Origin of the sequence: Pseudomonas asplenii, from assembly GCF_900105475.1 — a bacterium.
In the GTDB taxonomy this organism is placed as follows: Bacteria; Pseudomonadota; Gammaproteobacteria; order Pseudomonadales; family Pseudomonadaceae; genus Aquipseudomonas; species Aquipseudomonas asplenii.
Genome location: NZ_LT629777.1, coordinates 6,165,699 through 6,185,908, shown reverse-complemented (window position 1 = coordinate 6,185,908; position 20,210 = coordinate 6,165,699). Strand labels below are relative to the sequence as shown.

Annotated in this window: 19 protein-coding genes; 10 read left to right on the top strand and 9 right to left on the bottom strand. The window is 62.5% G+C overall.

The window, feature by feature from the left end:
* Positions 1-265: 265 nt before the first annotated feature.
* From BLU37_RS27240 to acnA, 3 genes are all read right to left on the bottom strand, one after another.
* Positions 266-1,831 carry a methyl-accepting chemotaxis protein gene (locus BLU37_RS27240; RefSeq protein ID WP_010446940.1) on the bottom strand — a complete coding sequence of 522 codons (1,566 nt, stop codon included), beginning with the start codon at positions 1,829-1,831 and terminating at the stop codon, positions 266-268.
* Positions 1,832-2,044: 213 nt separating this feature from the next.
* Positions 2,045-2,836, bottom strand: coding sequence for a CPBP family intramembrane glutamic endopeptidase (locus BLU37_RS27235; protein WP_090210526.1), 792 nt, complete (start codon positions 2,834-2,836; stop codon positions 2,045-2,047).
* A 133-nt stretch (positions 2,837-2,969) separates the two neighbouring features.
* Entirely contained in the window at positions 2,970-5,711 is a 2,742-nt protein-coding gene (acnA, locus tag BLU37_RS27230) for an aconitate hydratase AcnA (RefSeq protein ID WP_090210524.1), read from the bottom strand.
* 190 nt (positions 5,712-5,901) lie between these two features.
* Between acnA and rlmM the strand changes: the two genes are divergently transcribed.
* Positions 5,902-6,972 (top strand): 23S rRNA (cytidine(2498)-2'-O)-methyltransferase RlmM, encoded by a 1,071-nt coding sequence (rlmM, locus tag BLU37_RS27225; protein ID WP_010446934.1) that lies wholly within the window; start codon positions 5,902-5,904, stop codon positions 6,970-6,972.
* Here the strand turns inward: rlmM and BLU37_RS30155 are convergent.
* Positions 6,953-8,368: a prenyltransferase/squalene oxidase repeat-containing protein gene (locus BLU37_RS30155; protein WP_090210522.1), complete on the bottom strand. Its 1,416-nt coding sequence runs from the start codon at positions 8,366-8,368 to the stop codon at positions 6,953-6,955. The genes rlmM and BLU37_RS30155 overlap by 20 nt on opposite strands.
* Positions 8,369-8,755: 387 nt before the next feature.
* Between BLU37_RS30155 and BLU37_RS27215 the strand changes: the two genes are divergently transcribed.
* Together BLU37_RS27215 and tusA are read left to right on the top strand one after the other, a co-directional pair.
* The gene (locus tag BLU37_RS27215) at positions 8,756-9,853 is read left to right on the top strand and encodes a terpene synthase family protein (protein ID WP_232000427.1); all 1,098 of its coding nucleotides are present in this window, start codon (positions 8,756-8,758) and stop codon (positions 9,851-9,853) included.
* A gap of 51 nt (positions 9,854-9,904) precedes the next feature.
* Complete coding sequence (tusA, locus tag BLU37_RS27210) at positions 9,905-10,156, top strand: sulfurtransferase TusA (protein ID WP_019363002.1); 252 nt, start codon at positions 9,905-9,907, stop codon at positions 10,154-10,156.
* A 181-nt stretch (positions 10,157-10,337) separates the two neighbouring features.
* Here the strand turns inward: tusA and BLU37_RS27205 are convergent, their stop codons facing one another.
* Entirely contained in the window at positions 10,338-11,732 is a 1,395-nt protein-coding gene (locus BLU37_RS27205; RefSeq protein WP_090210519.1) for an MATE family efflux transporter, read from the bottom strand.
* A gap of 190 nt (positions 11,733-11,922) precedes the next feature.
* Here BLU37_RS27205 and pdxB point away from each other — a divergent pair, with 190 nt between their 5' ends.
* Positions 11,923-13,065: a 4-phosphoerythronate dehydrogenase PdxB gene (gene pdxB, locus BLU37_RS27200; protein WP_090210517.1), complete on the top strand. Its 1,143-nt coding sequence runs from the start codon at positions 11,923-11,925 to the stop codon at positions 13,063-13,065.
* 104 nt (positions 13,066-13,169) lie between these two features.
* Here pdxB and BLU37_RS29305 read toward each other — a convergent pair whose 3' ends face one another.
* A complete protein-coding gene (locus BLU37_RS29305; RefSeq protein WP_010446922.1) occupies positions 13,170-13,346 on the bottom strand; it encodes a PA1571 family protein in 177 nt (58 codons plus the stop codon).
* Between the two features lie 249 nt (positions 13,347-13,595).
* On the opposite strand from BLU37_RS29305, the gene BLU37_RS27195 reads away from it, so the two are divergent.
* From BLU37_RS27195 to BLU37_RS30100, 3 genes are all read left to right on the top strand, one after another.
* On the top strand, positions 13,596-15,368 hold the full coding sequence (locus tag BLU37_RS27195) for an ABC transporter transmembrane domain-containing protein (protein ID WP_090210515.1): 1,773 nt from the start codon (positions 13,596-13,598) through the stop codon (positions 15,366-15,368).
* 61 nt (positions 15,369-15,429) lie between these two features.
* Positions 15,430-15,573 carry a hypothetical protein gene (locus tag BLU37_RS30105; RefSeq protein ID WP_408003640.1) on the top strand — a complete coding sequence of 48 codons (144 nt, stop codon included), beginning with the start codon at positions 15,430-15,432 and terminating at the stop codon, positions 15,571-15,573.
* A complete protein-coding gene (locus BLU37_RS30100) occupies positions 15,564-15,617 on the top strand; it encodes a hypothetical protein (RefSeq protein WP_408003689.1) in 54 nt (17 codons plus the stop codon). The genes BLU37_RS30105 and BLU37_RS30100 overlap by 10 nt, the downstream gene beginning before the upstream one ends.
* 108 nt (positions 15,618-15,725) lie before the next feature.
* Here BLU37_RS30100 and ppnP read toward each other — a convergent pair whose 3' ends face one another.
* Positions 15,726-16,007: a pyrimidine/purine nucleoside phosphorylase gene (gene ppnP / locus BLU37_RS27185; RefSeq protein ID WP_010446917.1), complete on the bottom strand. Its 282-nt coding sequence runs from the start codon at positions 16,005-16,007 to the stop codon at positions 15,726-15,728.
* A gap of 187 nt (positions 16,008-16,194) precedes the next feature.
* Positions 16,195-16,731 (bottom strand): exonuclease domain-containing protein, encoded by a 537-nt coding sequence (locus tag BLU37_RS27180; protein WP_090210511.1) that lies wholly within the window; start codon positions 16,729-16,731, stop codon positions 16,195-16,197.
* A 256-nt stretch (positions 16,732-16,987) separates the two neighbouring features.
* Here BLU37_RS27180 and BLU37_RS27175 point away from each other — a divergent pair, with 256 nt between their 5' ends.
* Both BLU37_RS27175 and BLU37_RS27170 read left to right on the top strand, forming a co-directional pair.
* Entirely contained in the window at positions 16,988-17,611 is a 624-nt protein-coding gene (locus BLU37_RS27175) for a TetR/AcrR family transcriptional regulator (RefSeq protein WP_090210509.1), read from the top strand.
* A gap of 164 nt (positions 17,612-17,775) precedes the next feature.
* Positions 17,776-18,528 carry a substrate-binding periplasmic protein gene (locus BLU37_RS27170; RefSeq protein ID WP_051026159.1) on the top strand — a complete coding sequence of 251 codons (753 nt, stop codon included), beginning with the start codon at positions 17,776-17,778 and terminating at the stop codon, positions 18,526-18,528.
* On the opposite strand, the gene BLU37_RS27165 is transcribed toward BLU37_RS27170, so the two are convergent.
* A complete protein-coding gene (locus BLU37_RS27165; RefSeq protein WP_010446913.1) occupies positions 18,529-19,077 on the bottom strand; it encodes an RNA polymerase factor sigma-70 in 549 nt (182 codons plus the stop codon). It abuts the gene before it with no gap.
* A 305-nt stretch (positions 19,078-19,382) separates the two neighbouring features.
* Between BLU37_RS27165 and BLU37_RS27160 the strand changes: the two genes are divergently transcribed.
* Positions 19,383-20,141 (top strand): thioesterase II family protein, encoded by a 759-nt coding sequence (locus tag BLU37_RS27160; RefSeq protein ID WP_090210507.1) that lies wholly within the window; start codon positions 19,383-19,385, stop codon positions 20,139-20,141.
* Positions 20,142-20,210 lie beyond the last annotated feature (69 nt).

The following is a 20,210-nucleotide window of genomic DNA, read 5'->3' as shown; positions in this document are numbered from 1 at the left end:
TCCGTGGTTTTTTGGCAACTAAGGCATTCAAGAGGCAGGTATTAACCGTCTGTGCGTTAGTTTGCCAAGCACTCAACGAATATTAACTCCCTGGTGTTGTCAAGGAGTTTGGCTGTTTGTTTGTTTTGTACTTTCCATGTAAGCAGTAAGTTCATTTTCACGAAGAAATTTCTTACTTATAAAAAAGAAGTTTTTAGTGTTGTCGCGGGCAATAAAAAACCCGGGGCCTGTCGGGCACCGGGTTTTGCGGCTGCGCGGCTTGCGATCAGCGGTTGAAACGCTCCACCAGCGAATACTGCGTATGGGCCGTGTGCGTCAGTTCCTCGCTCAGTTGCGCGGAGTTGTGCGCCTGTTCCGAGGTCTGGTCGGCCAATTGCGCGATGGTGCTGATGTTGCGGCTGATCTCCTCGGCCACCGAACTCTGCTCTTCGGTGGCGGCAGCGATCTGGGTGGTCATGTCGGTGATATTGGCGACCGCTTCGCTGATCCCCACCAGTGCCGCATCCGCTTCCAACACACGCGCCACGCCTTCCTGGGCCTGGCGATGGCCGGCGTCCATGGTCTGTACGGCGGTATTGGCGGTCTGTTGCAGCTTGGCGATCAGGGCATGGATCTGCCCGGTGGATTCGCTGGTGCGTTGCGCCAGTTGGCGCACTTCATCGGCCACCACCGCGAAACCACGGCCCATCTCGCCGGCACGGGCCGCTTCGATGGCCGCGTTCAGTGCCAGCAGGTTGGTCTGGTCGGCAATGCCCTTGATCACATCGACCACGCCACCAATCTCGTCGCTGTCCTTGGCCAGCTGGGTCACGGTACCGCCGGTTTCGCCGACCACCACCGACAATCGCTCGATGGCGTCGCGGGTTTCCCCGGCGATATCGCGGCCGCGGCTGGTCAGGCGGTTGGCTTCCTGGGTGGCATCGGCCGTACGTTGCACATGGCTGGCAACTTCCTGAGTGGTGGCAGCCATCTGGTTGACGGCGGTTGCGACCTGTTCGGTTTCCAGACGCTGACGGTCGAGACCGTCGGAACTCTTCTGCGCCAGGTCGTCGGACTGCCTGGCCTGGGCATTGAGATGTTCGGCGGTGTCCTGCAGACGGGTCAGGCAGGTCTTCAGGCGTGCTTCCTGGCTGAGGATCGACATCTCCAGGCGGGCCTGGGCGCCTCGGCTGTCGGTGTACATCTGGGCGATCAGCGGGTCCGAGGTGGTCTGTTCGGCCAGGCGTAGCAGGCGCTTGAGGCCGCGTTGCTGCCAGCTCAGGCCCAGCAGGCCAAGTGGCACCGAAACGGCGGCGGCGAGGGCGAAGCCCCAGTGGGAATCGAGCCAGGCACCGATCAGGAAGCTCACCTGGCTGACCAGTATGAACGGCAGCCAGTCCTGTAACATCGGCAGCCACTTGTCCTTGCGCGGAATCGCCGACTTGCCCTGGTTGATGCGCAGGTAGAGCGCTTCGGCACGGCGGATCTGTTCAGCAGTGGGCTTGACCCGCACCGATTCGTAGCCCACCACCTGGTTGCCTTCGAAGACGGGGGTCACATAGGCGTTGACCCAGTAGTGGTCACCGCTCTTGCAGCGATTCTTGACAATGCCCATCCATGGCAGGCCTTGTTTAAGCGTGTTCCACATATGCGCAAACACCGCTGTCGGAACATCCGGGTGCCGCACCAGATTGTGCGGAGCGCGGATCAGTTCTTCGCGTGAGAACCCACTGATTTCGACGAAAGCGTCGTTGCAGTAGGTGATCACGCCTTTGGCGTCGGTAGTGGAAATCAACCGTTGCTGAGCAGGAAAGGTGCGTTCGCGTTGGGTGATGGGTTGGTTGTTACGCATGGTTTTTCAATCCGCAAGGCTATGGCAAGTTATCGGCATGACTGTGAAAATGTTGAATATTTTTTCGACTTTCATGACCGTTTCATGATTGGGCTCTTGCGTACCCGCACTCGTCCTTGAATACGAGTCGAACACGCTGGGAATTAACACGCTCAGCTCCTCGCCGAGCTTTTCATCAAACAACTGTACCTCTTGCTACTTTCATCCTTGATATCACGATTGCAACATTGGATAAGTGAAAAATACGAAGTGAACGGTATTGAGCGCGACATGGGTCAGGATGGCCGCAGCCAGACCGCCAAAACGGTAGGCCAGACCATAGCCGACCCCGGCCAGTGTCGCCAGCAGCATCCATTGCCAGCCCGCGCCCACATGGGTGAGCCCGAAAATCAGCGCGGCGCCCAGCAAGGCCAGGGTTTCACCGTGTGGCAAGGACTTCAGGCAGCGGCTCAGACCGCCCTGAATATAACCACGGAACAGCACTTCCTCGACCAGGCTCACCAGCAAGAGGTTGTTCAGCAGCCACCATCCACCGGACTCAGGCCATTTCGGCGCCCAGCCGACGATGCCCAGTAAACTGGCGCAGCCCAGGGCGAGCAGCGAGGTCGCGACCCAGGCGCTTGCTGCGCTGAGCAGGACGCGTCCTGGCGAGTGGCGCTGGACCAGCCAGGGGCAGATCAGCAGCAGCCAGAAGCCGATCAGCGGCTTGTCGAGATTCAGGTACAGGTTGAACGGTATGGCATCCGGGGTCAGGCGCATGGCGCTGATCACCTGGCCGCTGTGGAAACCCGGCAACCTGTGCAGGGCCAGGGCGACGGCCACCAGCACGAACAGCCCATGTCCCAGGTAGCGGCCTGCCCGGCTGCGGGTTTGCCGGGCGGCCAGGCCGCTTGCCAGCAAGAGGCTGAAACCGAGCAGGCTCGGCAGGCTCAGTTGGCCGACACTCAAGGCCAGTGCATAACCCAGGGACAACAGGGCCAGATAAGGCCAGGGCAGGATGGACATGCAGCTCCTTGGCGAGTTGGACAGCCCCGCCAAACCCGGCGGGCGAGTCATCATAACCCGCACCCCGGGGTGCCTGACTAATGAAAAAATAATGGTCAGACCACTGTTTTTTCAACGTGAGGCGCCGCTTTCCTCAGCCTGCGATCAGTTGTCGCAGCACATAATGCAGAATGCCTCCGGACTTGAAGTATTCAACTTCGTTGAGCGTGTCGATACGGCACAGCACTTCGATCTTCTGCGAATGACCCTCTTCATGCCTGATGATCAGGTCGAGGTTCATTCGCGGTTGCAGTTCGACGCCAGCCAGGCCTTCGATGCTCAAGGTCTCCCGGCCAGTGAGCTGCAGGGTCTTGCGGTTCTGCCCGGCCTTGAACTGCAGGGGCAGCACGCCCATGCCCACCAGATTGGAACGGTGGATACGTTCGAAACTCTCGGCGATCACCGCCTTGACCCCCAGCAGGTTGGTCCCCTTGGCTGCCCAGTCGCGACTGGAGCCGGTGCCGTACTCCTGGCCGGCGATCACCACCAGCGGCGTGCCCTCGGTCTGGTAGCGCATGGCGGCGTCGTAGATCGCCAGCTTTTCCCCCGAGGGCACATGCAGGGTATTGCCGCCTTCCTCGCCACCGAGCATTTCGTTGCGGATACGGATATTGGCGAAGGTGCCACGCATCATCACCTCATGGTTGCCGCGCCGTGAACCGTAGGAGTTGAAGTCCCGCGGCTCCACGCCCTGCTCACGCAGGTAGCGCCCGGCCGGGCTGTCGACCTTGATATTGCCGGCGGGGGAGATGTGGTCGGTGGTCACCGAATCCCCCAGCAACGCCAGTACCCGGGCATCCCGAACATCCTCGATCACCGGCAGCGGGCCGGCGATCTCGTCGAAGAACGGTGGGTGCTGGATATAGGTCGAGTCCTGTTGCCAGGCATAGGTAGCGGCCTGCGGCACTTCGATGGCCTGCCACTGGGCGTCGCCGGCGAACACCTCGGCATACTCCTTGTGAAACATCTCGGTATCGACCCGGGCCACGGCGTCGGCGATTTCCTGGCAGCTTGGCCATATATCGCGCAGGTACACCGGCTGGCCATCGCTGCCGGTACCGAGGGGCTCGCGGCTGAGGTCGATGCGCACACTGCCGGCCAGGGCGTAGGCGACCACCAGGGGGGGCGAGGCCAGCCAGTTGGTTTTCACCAGCGGGTGCACCCGGCCCTCGAAGTTGCGGTTGCCCGAGAGCACCGAGGCAACGGTCAGGTCCGACTGCTGGATGGCTTTTTCGATCGGCTCCGGCAGCGGCCCCGAGTTGCCAATGCAGGTAGTACAGCCATAGCCGACGAGGGCAAAGCCCAATTCATCGAGGTAACGGGTCAGGCCGGCTGCCTCGTAGTAGTCGGTGACCACCTTGGAGCCCGGGGCCAGGGAACTCTTGACCCAGGGCTGGCGTTTGAGCCCCTTTTCCACGGCCTTTTTCGCCAACAGCCCGGCGGCCATCATCACGCTGGGGTTGGAGGTGTTGGTGCAGGAAGTGATGGCGGCGATCACCACCGCACCGTTTCTCAGACGATGGGTCTGGCCTTCGTAGCGATAGTCCGCCTCGCCGACCAGATCGGCATTGCCGACCGCCACGCCACCGCCGCCTTCGCTTTCCAGGCGGCCTTCCTCCTTGCTGGCCGGCTTGAGCTGCAGGCCGATGAAGTCTTCGAAGGCCTGCGCCACCTTGGGCAGCGGCACCCGGTCCTGCGGGCGCTTGGGCCCGGCCAGGCTGGCTTCGACGTTGCCCATGTCCAGCTCCAGGCTGTCGCTGAACAGCGGCTCCTGGCCTGGCAGGCGCCAGAGACCCTGGGTCTTGCTGTAGGCCTCGACCAGATCGACGGTTTCAGCCGGCCGGCCGGACAGGCGCAGGTACTCCAGGGTGACGTCGTCGACCGGGAAGAAACCGCAGGTGGCGCCGTACTCCGGGGCCATGTTGGCGAGCGTCGCGCGGTCCGCCAGGGGCAGCTCAGCCAGGCCGTCGCCGTAGAACTCGACGAATTTGCCGACCACGCCCTTCTTGCGCAGCATCTGGGTGACCGTCAGTACCAGGTCGGTGGCGGTGATGCCTTCCTTGAGTTTGCCGGTCAGCTTGAAGCCGATCACCTCGGGAATCAGCATCGACACCGGTTGGCCGAGCATCGCCGCTTCCGCCTCGATCCCGCCGACGCCCCAGCCGAGTACGCCGAGGCCGTTGATCATGGTGGTGTGCGAGTCGGTGCCGACCAGGGTATCGGGGAAGGCGTAGGTGCGACCGTCCTCGTCCCGGGTCCAGACCGTGCGGCCGAGGTATTCGAGGTTGACCTGATGGCAGATCCCGGTCCCCGGCGGCACCACGCTGAAGTTGTCGAAGGCGTTCTGGCCCCAGCGCAGGAAGGCATAGCGCTCGCCGTTGCGCTGCATTTCGATGTCGACGTTTTCGCCGAAAGCGGCAGGGCTGGCGAACTTGTCGACCATGACCGAGTGGTCGATCACCAGGTCGACCGGCGACAGCGGGTTGATCCGCTGCGGATCGCCGCCGGCCTTGGCCACGGCGGCACGCATGGCGGCCAGGTCGACCACCGCCGGCACGCCGGTGAAGTCCTGCATCAGCACGCGAGCCGGGCGGTACTGGATTTCCCGCTCGGAACTGCGCGTCTGCAGCCAGGCGGCGAGGGCCTTGAGGTCGGCGTCGGTGACGGTCTTGCCGTCTTCCCAGCGCAGCAGGTTTTCCAGCAGGACCTTGAGCGACATCGGCAACCGGTCCAGGTCGCCAAGTGTGCGGGCGGCCTCGGGCAGGCTGAAATAGTGGTAGGTCTTGGCGCCTACCTGCAGAGTTCTCAGGGTTTTCAGGCTATCGAGAGATGACATGAAATGACTCCTTGAGGCCCGCACGGCACGGGCCGGGTGGTACAAGCAGAGCCTTGAATCTAGCCCTGTTCGGATGATCTGGCTACTTCACTGGACTGCACGGGCGAGCTCAAGGTTCCGAACTCGGCTATCATGCGCGGGTTTTTGACAGGCTCCTGCCGAGTGGCTGTCGACACCCAGGAGAATCGAATTGAACACCCTCTTCATGCATTGCCGGCCAGGCTTCGAAGGCGAGGTCTGCTCCGAGATCGCCGAGCATGCCGCGCGCCTCGACGTGCCCGGTTATGCCAAGGCCAAGCCGAGCAGCGCCTGCGCCGAATTCGTCTGCGGCGACGCCGCCGGTGCCGCCCGGCTGATGGCCGGCCTGCGTTTTGCCGAGTTGATCTTCCCACGCCAGTGGGCCCGTGGCCGCTTCCTCGAGCTGCCGGAAACCGACCGGATCAGCGTGATTCTGGAAAACCTGGCGGACTATCCGGTGTGCGGCAGTCTCTGGCTGGAAGTGCTCGATACCAACGACGGCAAGGAATTGTCGAACTTCTGCAAGAAGTTCGAGGCGCCGTTGCGCAAGGCGTTGCTCCAGGCCGGCAAGCTGGTGGAGGACGCCGGCAAGCCACGGTTGCTGCTGACCTTCAAGAGCGGTCGGGAAGTGTTCCTCGGCATGGCCGACGCGGGCAATTCGGCGATGTGGCCGATGGGCATTCCGCGCCTCAAGTTTCCCAAGGACGCACCGAGCCGCTCGACCCTCAAGCTGGAAGAGGCCTGGCACCACTTCATTCCCCGTGATCAGTGGGAAGATCGCCTTCATGGCGACATGACCGGCGTCGACCTCGGCGCAGCGCCCGGCGGTTGGACCTGGCAGTTGGTCAACCGCGGCATGCTGGTGACCGCCATCGACAACGGGCCGATGGCCGAAAGCCTGATGGACACCGGGCTGGTCCAGCACCTGATGGCCGACGGCTTTACCTACAAGCCGAAACAGCCGGTGGACTGGATGGTCTGCGACATCGTCGAGAAGCCGGCGCGAACGGCCGCCATGCTGGAAAGCTGGGTCGGCGAGGGCCATTGCCGCGAGGCGGTGGTCAACCTCAAGCTGCCGATGAAGCAGCGTTATGCCGAGGTCCGGCGTCTGCTGGAACGTATCGAGGACGGCTTCAAGGCGCGTGGCATCAAGGTGGCGATCGGCTGCAAGCAGCTGTATCACGACCGTGAGGAAGTGACCTGTCACCTGCGTCGACTGGATGTCAAAAAGAAAAACGGCTAGCGGCCGTACGGGCCTGGCGCAGTTCGCCCAAGGCATTCAAGACGAAGATATTCGCCAGCACCGGAAAGTCGTAGGCAAAGGGGCGCGGGCCTGCCTGGTCGGGGATCGAGAGAAACCGGCCATCCGCCAATTGCCGGCTCTGAAGGTAGTGCCAGCCGCTCGCCATCAGGCCGTCGTGGTTCAGTAGCGCTGCAGCGCACAGGCCATGGGCCGAACTGATGACGTCGCTCGCTTCGCCCAGCGTGTGGCCCCAGCCGCCGTCCGGGTTACGGGCCACCAGCAGGTAGCGCGTGGCCTTTTCGTACACCGCCTCGATGGCGCCGTGCAGCGTGTGGGGACAGCCATCCGGAATTCGTTTCAGGGCGGTCAGCACCCGGGAGATGGCGAAGGTTTCGCTCAGGCTCCAACTGCGCTCGAAGGCACCGCTGGGTTGTTGTGAATGACATAGAAAGCCGATGGCCGCTACCAGCAGGTCGGTATGGCGTTGCCAGTGCGCAATGAAGGCGATGAGCGCATTGGCGGTCATCGTCACTTCCGACGGTTGCTCACGCAGGTAGGTGGGAAAACCGCCGTCCGGGTTGACCCGCGCTGACAGGTAGGCCAGGCCACGCTCGATCACTTGAGCATGGCGCTGCGCCGCGCGGGAAACCAGATAGTCGATGACACAACAGGTGCAATCGACGTCGGTCTGGCGCACGCCCTCGCTGTAGGGCCAGCCGCCGTCGGGTGCCTGCTGCCCGGCGAGATAGTCGGCCATCTGTTCAAGCCGCTGGGGAGCACCCTCGGTTTTCCCCAGGGCGATGCCGGCGAAGGCGCTCAGGTAGACCGTCATGTGGCTGATAAAAGGCAGCCCGCCGTCCGGGTTGCGCTTGTCGAGAAGGATGGCGAGGCCGCTGTCGAGCAAGGGATGCACCGGTTCGAGGGCCTGCAGGGCGAGCAGGGCCCAGAGATGGGCCAGGAGATTGCCCTCCCAGGGCTCTCGTTGGCTGCCATGCTCCAACTGGTCGACCAGGAACTGGCGGTCCTCGGGTTCGAGCAGCACCTGACGTTGCCTGGCACAGGCGTTCACCACCTTGAGCGCACAGAGCATCATGCCGACCCAGGACACCTGGCTTTGATGATGGATGGCGGCAATGTCCGCGTCGGCCAGGTAGGGCGCGGCGCCCGACAGGGCCAGGCAGGTCGAGAGCATCCAGCGTTTGCGCGGCGTGCCGAGGTGCGTGGGCGCCAGGTCCACGAAGGCTTGCGGGGGAATGACCCGGGTTGCCAGGACGGCGTCCAGTAACAGTGTGTCCAGTGGGGTGTTGCCGCCGCCCCGATGGCGCTCCCGCAGAAACGCGAGTAGCCGATCCTGGATTGCCGGATAACGGTCTGATCGAACTAAAAGGCGCAACATCAGGACTGATTCCAGTACCCGGCTGCGACAACGCTGATGGATGGCGCCTCGATCATCGATTTCCGTCTGTAGATGATCACTCACCTGACGAATGCAAAGGTCAATGGATGATATGAGAGCGCCCGGTGCGGCAGGCGTGCTCATGCTCATTTCTCTACATCGTGTTTGTCCGGCGAGCATAGCGTTATTCGTTTGACTTGAATAATCGTCGCGGCTCCCGGCATAGAACTTTTCGAGATAGGCGATGATTTTCAGGCGTCTTTGGTTATTCCTTATATTGCGCAGAAGGATTTGGCGGTTGGCTTATTGCCTTAATAGCGTTGACGAATTATTTGCCCTGGGTGTTTGCTGCTGGCGTTGTTACTTCCGTTGAATGGAGCATCGACGATGCGGCCTATCAGACTTCCCCCCATCTACTGCCCACTTCCCCACGCGCGCCACCCCCATACCGATCTGTTGTTGCCACGCTGCCTGAACTGGCTGGAGCGTTGGGGATTGTTTGTTGATGATCGGCATCGCCAACGCTTGGCCGTCAGTGGTATCGGCGAGTTATGCGGCATGATCTATCCCCAGGGCACGGATGAACTGGTCCAGGTCGGTACCGACTACATGATGTGGACCTTCGCCTACGATGATGAAGTGTGCGACGAAGGTCCCGAGAGCCAGGACCCTCGGGCCTTGATCGATACGACCAGCCGACTCCAGCGCAGCCTGGAGTCTGTCGAGTTGCCAATGGATGCGCAGGACCGCTACGGGATGGCCTTGCGGGACATCCGGCTGCGCCTGCAGGCGCACGGCCTGTCGTGCCATGCGACACGTTTCGCCACGGTCATGCGCACCTACTTCATGGCTGAGATGTGGAAGTCCGTCAGTTTGCAGCCGTCATTGAATGACTACATCATCCAGCGTCTTTTTGGCGGTGGCGGCATGACCTTTCCGCCGTTCTGCTACATGGTTGCCCGTATCGATATCAGTGAGGACGAGTTGGCGAGCCGGCCGGTCGTGGCCTTGACGGAAATGGCCGCGACGTTCGCGACCTGGGACAACGACCTGTTCTCTTTCCCCAAGGAAATGATGCGCAGCCGTGACAAGCGTGGACACAATCTGATCGATGTCATCAGGCGGACACAGGGCTGTTCGGTGGAGGACGCCATCGTCTCGGCGGTTCGCATGCGCGATCGGGTCCAGGGTCTGTTCATGCGCTTGCAGGAACAGCTGATGACGTACGGGACACCGGCGATCAGCGCGTATGCCGAACGCCTGAGTTACTACATCAGTGGTGTGCTCAAGTGGCACTTGAACAATCCGCGTTATGTGTTTCTCAATGGGTTGGACGGTGATATCTGCGTAGAGGGTGCGGAACTGGCAGATCGGCCTCTGGATGAGAGCACCGAGCCGTTGCCGATTGCCTCCATCGCCTGGTGGTGGCACCACGATCCGGCGCGTAGCCGGCGCGTGACGGTGGCCGAAGGCCGTGGCAGGTGACGTCGGGTTGCTGTTTGCGCGACAATGGGTGCTTGGTTTCAGGAGTTAAGCATGACCCAGCCCCACGACCCCAACGTTGATGGCACCCTCGATGCCACCGGCCTCAACTGTCCCGAGCCGGTGATGATGCTGCACCAACATATCCGCGACCTGCCGCCGGGCGGCCTGCTCAAGGTCATCGCCACCGACCCGTCGACCCGCCGCGACATCCCCAAGTTCTGCGTGTTCCTCGACCATGAACTGGTGGAACAGCGCGAAGAGGCGGGCAGCTACCTGTACTGGATCCGCAAGAAGCCCGAATAACCCGGGCCGCTGCGCAGGCTTGAGGCTTGCGCAGAATCCTTGTAGGAGCAGGGCTTGCCCGCGAATAGGCCCTCAAGCCTGGCGTCGCCCATACAAACGCCTTCGCGGGCAAACCCTGCTCCTACAAGGACAGCGCCAGACCGTTGGCTCCCAGCCAGAGATCCTGTAGCGGCCTTGTCATCTACCCCCGGCTCATCCTGATCCGCTTGCGCGCACTGCGGGTCAGGCGGATCGACAGCATCACCGCCGCACACGACAACCCGACGATCAAGCCTTCCCACAACCCGCTCGGGCCGCTCGGGGCGCCGAACCAGTCGGTCAGCCCCAGGGCATAACCCACCGGCAGGCCGATACCCCAATAGGCGAACAGCGTCAGGATCATCGTCACCCGGGTGTCCTGATAACCCCGCAGCGCGCCGGCCGCTGTCACCTGAATCACATCCGAGAACTGGAACAGCGCCGAATACACGATCAGCATGGTCGCCACCTGGATCACCACCGGATCGCTGGTGTAGACGGTCGCCAGGTGTTCGCGAAACAGCAGCATCAGGCTGGCGGACAGGCAGCCATAGGCCAGCGCGGTAGCGACCCCGACCCCGGCGGTGAAACGCGCCTCGCGCGGCTGCTCGCGGCCCAGGGCCTGGCCGACACGGACAGTGATCGCCATACCCAGAGAGTAGGGAACCATGAACACCAGAGAGCTGATGTTCAGGGCAATCTGGTGCCCGGCCACCACATGGGCGCCGAGGCTGCCGATCAGCAGGGCGATCACCGCGAAGATGCTCGACTCGGCGAACACCGAGATGCCGATCGGCAGACCGATGCCCAGCAGGCGCTTGATCACCGGCCACTGCGGCCAGTCGAAACGGCTGAACACCTGGCTCGGCTGATAGACCTTGGCCCAGCGAACCCAGCCGGCCATGCCCAGCAGCATGACCCACATCACGATCGCCGTGGCCCAGCCGCAACCAGGACCGCCCAGCGCCGGCACCCCGAGGTGACCGTAGATGAATACGTAGTTCAGCGGGATGTTCAGCGCCAGTCCGCACAGACCCAGGACCATGCTCGGCCGGGTGCGCCCCATGCCGTCGCTGCAGCAGCGCAGCACATGGTAGAGCGCCACCGTCGGCAGGCCGCTGCCGATACCCCGCAGGTAATCCATGCACGGCCCGATCAGTTCCGGGTCGACCTTCATCAAGTGCAGGATCGGCTCGGCGTTGTACAGGATCAGCCCGGCGCCGAGGCCGACCACCAGCGCCAGCCAGAGGGCCTGGCGCACGACCGGGCCGATCTGCGCCGGGGTCCCGGCACCGTAGTGCTGGGCGACCTTGGGCGTGGTGGCGAGCAGGATGCCGGTCATCAGCAGGAATACCGGCACCCAGATCGAGTTGCCCAGTGCCACGGCAGCCAGGTCCCGCGGGCCGACGCGCCCGGCCATCACCGCATCGACGAAGCCCATGGCGGTATGCGCCAGTTGGGCGATGATGATCGGCAGGGCCAGTCCCAGCAGGTTGCGCATTTCCAGCAGGACGCGCGCCGGCCGGGCGAGGGCAGAGGTGTCAGTAACGGTATTCACCAGTGATGTATCCAGTATTGCGAGGAAAACCGCTGATATTACCTGTTGACGCAGCGGTCAGGAAATTTCCTCTGTAGCGTATTTGTAAGAGGGCAGGCGGTTTACCTGGCTTTTCTGCGTCGGCAAACGATCGTGGCTGGTGGCGGTGGGCGATCTGCGCCACACTGCCGGCCTGCCAAAGGAGCCTGCCATGCTGATTGTTGCCGACGAGAATATTCCCCTGCTGGATGCGTTTTTTGCCGGTTTCGGCGAGATCCGCCGTTTGCCGGGGCGCGCCATCGATCGAGCGGCGGTCGCCGACGCCGATGTGCTGCTGGTGCGCTCGGTGACGCCAGTCAGCCGCGAACTGCTTGAGGGCAGCCGGGTGCGCTTCGTCGGTACCTGCACCATCGGCACCGACCACCTGGACCTGGGGTATTTCCACGAGGCCGGCATCCACTGGTCCAGCGCCCCCGGTTGCAACGCCCGTGGCGTGGTCGACTATGTGCTGGGCAGCCTGCTGACGCTGGCGGAGATCGAGGGTGTCGAGCTGGTCGGGCGCACCTATGGTGTCATCGGCGCCGGCGAAGTCGGTGGGCGTCTGGTCAAGGTGCTGCGAGGCCTGGGCTGGAAGGTTCTGGTCTGTGATCCACCGCGCCAGGCGACCGAAGGGGGCGAGTATGTCGATCTGGAACAGATCATCGAGCAGTGCGACGTGATCAGCCTGCATACCCCGCTGACCCGCTCCGGTGACCTGGCCACCTGGCATCTGCTCGACCGCGAACGCCTGCAGCGGTTGCGTCCGGGGGCTTGGCTGATCAACGCCGCGCGTGGTCCGGTGGTGGACAATGCTGCCCTGCGCGAAGTGCTGCTGGATCGCGACGACCTGCAGGCGGTGCTCGATGTATGGGAAGCCGAGCCGCAGGTCGATGTCGAGCTGGCCGCGTTGTGCCTGCTCGGTTCGCCACATATCGGCGGCTACAGTCTGGATGGCCGGCAACGGGGTACGGCGCAGATCTACCAGGCTTACTGCGCGTTCACTGGCCAGGAGCCCGTGGTGCGTCTGGAGGATTTGCTGCCCGAGCCTGGTCTGGCGCAAATCACCCTCAACGCCAGCTGCGATCTGGCCTCGGCCATGGCGACGATCTGCCGCGCGGTGTACGACCCGCGCCGCGACGATGCAAATTTTCGCCGCAGCCTGGTCGGTAGCGTCGCCGAGCAGCGGGCGGCCTTCGACCTGTTGCGCAAGCACTACCCGCCGCGCCGCGAGATCGAGGGGCTGGCGGTGAAGATCAACGGTGAGTCCGAGGAACTGCGACGGATGGTGCTGGCGCTGGGTGCCGTGCTCGTCTAACCATCCTGCTCCCACAAACCCAGCAGCCCACAGGTTCGATGCTACCCCCCACAGGCAGAAAAAACCCGGCATCAAGGCCGGGTCGGTAAAAAGACTTCGGGCTATCAGTCTTGCTGCGCAGGCTTGACCAATCGCTGTTCCAGCTCACGGCAGGCGTGCTGGATCATTTCCTCGGTGATCGGGACTTCGCGTCCCGCCGCGTCGATAATTGCACAGCCCAGTGTTTCGGGCTTGGGATGACGAATCACCGGAATCTGGTTGGTGTTGTGTTGCAAGTCCATGGCCTGTCTCCTCATCAGGTGCCTATCGAGTTTATAACCGCAGCATGACCAGGCTGTGACAACCTTCTACAGCACAGGAACGCCTGATTGCAGTGCAACAGAAACCACGCGTTCCCGCCAGCCGGGCGTTAGACCGATCCTTTCTAGGGATGGCTACTCGCGGTCATAATTAACCTGACTGATTGCGTTTCACGCAAGTTCACTCGAACTTGGGTGTAGGCTCTGCTCATCGCACAACGGACTCCAACCATGCTTTCTGCTCGTCAACGCCGGGCCATCCGTCTGGCCAGCCAGTTTGTCGCCCCTTATCGCTGGCAGGCGGTCGCGGCGCTGCTGGCCCTGATTGTCACCGCCGGCATCACCCTGTCCATGGGCCAGGGCATCCGCCTGCTGGTGGACAAGGGCTTCATGACCCAGTCGCCGCACCTGCTCAACCAGTCCATCGGGTTGTTTCTGCTCCTGGTGCTGGGCCTGGCGGTCGGTACCTTCTCCCGGTTCTACCTGGTGTCGTGGATCGGCGAGCGAGTGGTGGCCGATATCCGGCGCCAGGTGTTCAACCACCTGATCTACCTGCATCCGGGGTTTTACGAGAACAACCGCAGTTCGGAAATCCAGTCACGGCTGACCACCGACACCACCTTGCTGCAATCGGTGATCGGTTCCTCGCTGTCGCTGTTTCTGCGCAATGCGCTGATGGTGATCGGCGGCGTGGTGCTGTTGTTCATTACCAACCCCAAGCTGACCAGTATCGTGGTGATCGCCCTGCCGCTGGTGCTGGCGCCGATCCTGATCTTCGGCCGGCGAGTGCGCAGTCTGTCGCGCCAGAGCCAGGATCGCATCGCCGATGTCGGCAGCTATGTGTCAGAGACCCTCGGCCAGATCAAGACCGTCCAGGCCTACAATCACCAGGCGCAGGATGAGCAGCGCTTTGCCGCGACCGTCGAACAGGCGTTCCAGACCGCGCGCAAGCGTATCGTCCAGCGCGCCTGGCTGATTACCCTGGTGATTGTGCTGGTGCTGGGGGCCGTGGGCGTGATGCTCTGGGTCGGCGGCATGGACGTGATCGCCGGGCGGATCTCCGGTGGTGAACTGGCGGCCTTCGTGTTCTACAGCCTGATCGTCGGCAGCGCCTTCGGCACCCTCAGCGAGGTCATTGGCGAGCTGCAACGGGCAGCGGGGGCCGCCGAGCGGATTGGCGAGTTATTGCAGTCGAGCAATGCCATCACCGCTCCGGCTGACGGCGCAGTCCGGCTGGCCGAGCGGGTCGCCGGCCACCTGGTGCTGGAGAACCTGTGGTTCAGCTACCCATCGCGCCCCGACAGCCATGCCATCGATGGCCTCGACCTGAGCGTCCGGGCCGGTGAAACCCTGGCGTTGGTCGGCCCTTCGGGGGCGGGCAAGTCGACCCTGTTCGATTTGCTGCTGCGTTTCTACGATCCGCAGCAGGGTCGCCTGCTGCTCGACGGGCAACCGCTGACCCAGCTCGATCCGCTGGACCTGCGGCGCTGCTTTGCCCTGGTGTCGCAGAGCCCGGCGCTGTTTTTCGGCAGCGTCGAGGAAAACATCCGCTACGGCAACCCGACGGCCAGCGACGAGCAGGTCCGTGAGGCGGCGCGAATCGCCCATGCCCACGACTTCATCATGCAGATGCCCCAGGGCTACCAGACCCACCTGGGCGATGCCGGTCTCGGCTTGTCCGGTGGCCAGCGTCAGCGCCTGGCGATTGCCCGGGCATTGCTGGTGGATGCGCCGATCCTGCTGCTGGACGAGGCCACTAGCGCCCTCGACGCCCAGAGCGAGCACCTGATCCAGCAGGCCCTGCCGAGCCTGATGCAGGGCCGCACCACCCTGGTGATCGCCCATCGCCTGGCCACGGTACAGAACGCCGACCGTATCGCGGTGATGGATCAGGGCAAGCTGGTGGCCATCGGCACCCATGCCCAACTGATCGCCAGCAACCCGCTGTATGCGCGGCTGGCGGCTCTGCAGTTCAATGCCCGGGGGCATGAGAATGACGGCTGAGATGCCGCAGTCCAGGGGGATCAGGCATTATGGTGCCCTTGTCAGTCTTCCGGATCAGGCGATGTCCCTTTACCAACCCCCCCTGACGTTGACCCCGCGGATGTTCTCCCTGATCGCCGAGATCAGTGAGCATCTTGGGCAGTTGTCTGCCGTGAGTGGCCTACCTGCCTGGCACCTGCCTTGGCTGCTGGCTGGGTGGAAATGACCGATCCGGCATCACCCCGCAGCCCGGCCAGAGGTATCGCCTGACCGAAAAGGGGGGTGAGGTGCTTGCTCGCCAGTGTTGAGGTCGGATACCCCATGAAAAACGGCGCCTTTGGGCGCCGTTCTGCTGTTGCTCACAGTGCTTGGCTGAACTCAGCGGTATTCGCACAGGTAGGCGGTTTCCACGGCGACCTTCAGTTGGAACTTGCTGTCGGCTGGCACGTTGAACTGGCTGCCACTGGCGAAGGTTTCCCACTCGCTGCTGTCTGGCAGCTTGACGGTCAGCGCGCCGGAGACCACGTGCATGATTTCACGCTGGGCAGTGCCGAACTCGTATTCGCCCGGAGCCATGACGCCGATGGTGGCCGCGCCTTCGGCTTGTGCGAAGGCAATCGACTTGACGGTGCCGTCGAAGTACTCGTTGACTTTAAACATGGGCGATTCCTCGAAATGAGCTGGAAAATTGGGCCGGCCAGTATGCCCAAGCCGTCTGTTCCCGTCACCTGCTGCCGATCCGATTCAAGGCATGCCGCCCACCTGTAGGAGCCGGGCTTGCCCGCGAATGCGGACCTGAAATAGTCAAAAGCTTCGCGGCGGTTCGGCGTCCCGACAAGCCGGGCTCCTACAGGATCAACGGCAACAACCGCGCGGTATTGCGCGCATCCTCCAGCGCCCGATGCTGTTGCCCACTGAATTGCAGCCCCGCCAGTTGCAAGGCGCCATTGAGCCCGAGCGGCTTGTGCAGCTTGCGCGCCTTGGCGAAGCGCTGCTTGAGATTGGCATGGGGCACCTGGCTCAACAGGCTGGTCAATTGCAGTTTTTGCCAGTCCTGTTCCAGTTGTCGGCGATCATAGTCGCCCCAGCTGGCCCAGCCCTCCAGTCGCGCCTGATGCTGGCCGAGCCAGCGCTCGAACGCCCCCCAGACCTCGATCAGGGGCGCAGCCGTATCGATGTTGGCCTGGCTGATATGCGTCAGCTCACGGCAGAAAGGGGTCAGCAGCGGCCTGCGCAACGGCCGTACAAAACGCTGGAAGTGATCCAGCTCCCGGCCTTCGCGGTTGACCAGGGTGGCACCGATTTCGATGATTTCCATCTCTGCCAGCGGCCAGCCCCCGTCGTCCGTCGTGGCTTCCAGATCAATCACCAGCCAGTGGGGCATCTCAAGCTCCGAAGACAGCATCCTAGTCCGCCCCAAGCGTAGCCAATGCCGCACGATCCGCCCAGTGGTCTGTGTGGCTAATTCGTGCGCCTGACTCAGTGGTCAGGGCTTCACAGGCCCCGAATTCCGATGATGTGGTCGACTTGCGCCGTCTGGGCCGGTTTATCCCAAGCGCTTGCCTGGGCGCGCGCGTCGGCTTAAATTGCGCGCGCAACCTCCCGGTTTCCGGGCGTGCACCCGCATTGAGGAGAATGCCGTGAACGAGCAACAAGCCCAGCAGGTCATGGCGGATCTGGTACAGGCCGGGCAATTGACCGATCCGGACAGTGCCCGTGGCAAGTTGCTGCAGACCGCCGCGCACCTCTTTCGCAACAAGGGTTACGAGCGCACCACGGTGCGTGACCTGGCGAGTGCCATCGGTATCCAGTCCGGCAGCATCTTTCACCATTTCAAGAGCAAGGATGAGATCCTGCGGGCCGTCATGGAGGAGACCATCCTCTACAACACCGCCCTGATGCGCGCGTCCCTGGTCGAGGCCGGCAGCGTGCGCGAGCGGGTCCTGGCGCTGATTCGCTGTGAGTTGCAGTCGATCATGGGCGGTACGGGCGAGGCCATGGCGGTGCTGGTCTACGAGTGGCGCTCACTGTCGCCGCAGGCGCAGGCCAAGGTCCTGGCACTGCGTGATCTCTATGAGCAGATCTGGCTGCAGGTGCTCGGCGAGGCGCGCGAAGCCGGCTATATCAAGGGTGATGTGTTCATTGCCCGGCGATTCCTGACCGGCGCGCTGTCCTGGACGACCACCTGGTTCCGCCCCCAGGGTAGCCTGACCCTGGACCAATTGGCCGATGAGGCCCTGGCGTTGATTCTCAAGGACGGCTAAGTGCGTGTTGTGCAAGCGATTAATTCGCTGGCAGAAAGTTGTCTATGTGAACAAAAACGCCTAGCTTAGTGATATAGACGATATTTATTCTGAGGTGTGTGGCCTTGAAGCTTTCGCCAGTGCGCAGGGCATTCCGAATTCCAGGGTTGGTGCTGGGTGTGCTGATGGCTCAAACGGTATGGGCGGCGCAGGAAGTCAGGATTGGTGCCGCGCATTTCCCGCCCTATACCATTCGACCCGAGCAGGGCGCCGATACGGGCTTGCTGCCACAGCTGGCCGAGGCACTCAATGCCTTGCAGGGCGACTATCACTTTGTTCTGGTACCGACCTCGATTCCCCGGCGCTTTCGCGATTTCGAGGAGGGCCGTACCGATATGGCGATCTTCGAGAACCCGCAGTGGGGCTGGAAGGGGATTGCCCATGTGAATGTCGACATGGGCCTGGAAGACGCCGAAGTGTTCGTCGCCCAGCGCAGGCCGGATCGGACCCAGAGTTATTTCGCCGATCTCAAGGGCAAGCGGCTGGCGTTGTTCAGCGGGTATCACTATGAGTTTGCGCACTTCAATGCCGACCCCAAGTACCTGGCCGAAACCCATAACGCCACCTTGACCTACTCCCACGACAGCAACCTGCTGATGGTACTGCGGGGCAGGGCCGACATTGCCCTGGTAACCCGCTCGTACCTGTTCGACTACTTGAGCCGCAACCCGGGGACCGCCAAGGAACTGCTGATTTCCGAGCGGGTTGACCAGGTTTATCACCACTACGCGCTGCTGCGGCCGAAGGCACCGATCAGTGGCGAGGCGTTCAGTCAGTTGCTGGAGCGGTTGCGCAGCAATGGGGAACTGCTGAAGATTTTTCAGCCTTATCGGATCGAAGTGATGCCTACGGCGAATGCGGTGAACAAGCACCTCTGATCAACGCCGAGCCAGATGCTCGCCGCGGTTGGCCGATACCTTGCGGCAATGTACCAGCGCATCACGGATCATGAAGTTCACCAGGGTCGGCGAGACGCCCAGTTCCTTGGCGATGTCCTTTTGTGGCACGCCGTGCAGACGATACATCTCGAACGCATAGCGGGTGCGCTGTGGCAGCTCGGTCAGGGCATCGGCGATATGTTCCAGCGTCGAGAAGTTGATGTGCGAGGTTTCTGGCGAAGCACCGTGAATGACCACATTCAAGCCTTCCTCTTCCGGGCCCGAATACTTCAGCTCCAGAGCCTGTTTGCGGTAGTGGTCGATGGCCAGGTTGCGCACGATCTGGAACAGGTAGCTGAGCTGCGCCTTGAACGACGAGGTGATCTGCGGCGCTGACTGCAAGCGGAAAAACGCGTCCTGTACCACATCTTCGGCCCGCGACCGGCAACCGGTGATACGCGCAGCGATCTTGACCAGGATCAGTCGATTGTCGACAAACGCCTGGAGTAACGGTGAATCACACCTGCTTGTGGATACTTCTTCCGTCATGGAAATCACCTTGTGCGAATAGGTCGTAGGCCGAATGCTTGTCAGCGTCTGGCTACATATCGAGCGACAAATTATTCTTAATGATAATTATTGTCAATTGAGAAATATAACTAATGATTCCTCTCAGTGCGTTACCCGAATATGACAGGCCTTTTCAGGGCCCGCGAACGCGCCGTTCACGCGGTTTACAGGACTAATTATTTGCCAGTGCCATCCGTTCTCAGTTGACAGACCGGGCGAGCGACCCGGTCAAGGATCGAGACCCGTGAGGAGGGCGCAATGGTTAATCGCAACGGTGGCTGGGCATGAGCACCTCCCTGAGCCTTCGTCTGTTCTGCCTTCCCTATTCCGGCGCCAGTGCCATGGTCTACAGCCGTTGGCGCCGGCAGATGCCGCAATGGCTGCAGGTACGACCGCTGGAGCTGCCCGGTCGCGGCATGCGGATGGGCGAGCCGCTGCAGAGCGACATCGTCCGGCTGGCCAATCAGTTGGCCGATGAAATCGCCACCGAACTGGACTGCCCCTATGCATTGTTCGGTCATAGCCTGGGTGGCCTGCTGGCCTTCGAACTGGCGCACGTGCTGCGGGCTCGCGGGCTGCCGGCACCGTTGGCACTGTTCACCTCGGCGACAGCGGGGCCGTCGCGACGCGATGTCAGCGAATACGCCGAGGCCAAGACCGACGAGCAACTGATGGCGCGCCTGCGCAAGCTCAAGGGCACCACCGAAGAGGTGCTGGCCAACCATGACCTGATGCAGTTGATGCTGCCGATCCTGCGCGCCGACTTCCTGCTCTGCGGCAGTTTCCAATACGGCGCGCGTGAGCCGCTGGCGGTGCCGATCCATGTGTTTGGCGGCAAGCAGGACAGCGTGCGCGCCGACGAACTGCTCGACTGGCAGGTGGAGACCAGTACCGGTTTTTCCCTGGACATGTTCGAGGGGCACCACTTCTACCTGATCGATGAGGAAGCGGCCCTGTTGCGTCACCTGCGCCGCTATGCCGATGAGCATCTGATGCGCTGGCACAAGGGCACGGTCCGCCAACTGGCCCAGATCGCCGGCTGAAGCCCAGTGCTGCACCACGGGCGCAGCCTTTTCCCGAATCCAATTTGCTAGCCGACTCCAGGCAGGAAT

Excerpts from the sequence above, each read along its gene's own strand:
- BLU37_RS27240 (WP_010446940.1), bottom strand. The coding sequence starts at position 1,831 with ATGCGTAACAACCAACCCATCACCCAACGCGAACGCACCTTTCCTGCT.
- BLU37_RS29305 (WP_010446922.1), bottom strand. The coding sequence starts at position 13,346 with ATGGACTTGCAACACAACACCAACCAGATTCCGGTGATTCGTCATCCC.
- acnA (WP_090210524.1), bottom strand. The coding sequence starts at position 5,711 with ATGTCATCTCTCGATAGCCTGAAAACCCTGAGAACTCTGCAGGTAGGC.
- BLU37_RS30155 (WP_090210522.1), bottom strand. The coding sequence starts at position 8,368 with ATGTTGCGCCTTTTAGTTCGATCAGACCGTTATCCGGCAATCCAGGAT.
- BLU37_RS27215 (WP_232000427.1), top strand. The coding sequence starts at position 8,756 with ATGCGGCCTATCAGACTTCCCCCCATCTACTGCCCACTTCCCCACGCG.
- BLU37_RS27160 (WP_090210507.1), top strand. The coding sequence starts at position 19,383 with ATGAGCACCTCCCTGAGCCTTCGTCTGTTCTGCCTTCCCTATTCCGGC.
- tusA (WP_019363002.1), top strand. The coding sequence starts at position 9,905 with ATGACCCAGCCCCACGACCCCAACGTTGATGGCACCCTCGATGCCACC.
- ppnP (WP_010446917.1), bottom strand. The coding sequence starts at position 16,007 with ATGTTTAAAGTCAACGAGTACTTCGACGGCACCGTCAAGTCGATTGCC.
- BLU37_RS27180 (WP_090210511.1), bottom strand. The coding sequence starts at position 16,731 with ATGCCCCACTGGCTGGTGATTGATCTGGAAGCCACGACGGACGACGGG.
- pdxB (WP_090210517.1), top strand. The coding sequence starts at position 11,923 with ATGCTGATTGTTGCCGACGAGAATATTCCCCTGCTGGATGCGTTTTTT.
- BLU37_RS27195 (WP_090210515.1), top strand. The coding sequence starts at position 13,596 with ATGCTTTCTGCTCGTCAACGCCGGGCCATCCGTCTGGCCAGCCAGTTT.
- BLU37_RS27170 (WP_051026159.1), top strand. The coding sequence starts at position 17,776 with ATGGCTCAAACGGTATGGGCGGCGCAGGAAGTCAGGATTGGTGCCGCG.
- BLU37_RS30105 (WP_408003640.1), top strand. The coding sequence starts at position 15,430 with ATGTCCCTTTACCAACCCCCCCTGACGTTGACCCCGCGGATGTTCTCC.
- BLU37_RS27165 (WP_010446913.1), bottom strand. The coding sequence starts at position 19,077 with ATGACGGAAGAAGTATCCACAAGCAGGTGTGATTCACCGTTACTCCAG.
- BLU37_RS27235 (WP_090210526.1), bottom strand. The coding sequence starts at position 2,836 with ATGTCCATCCTGCCCTGGCCTTATCTGGCCCTGTTGTCCCTGGGTTAT.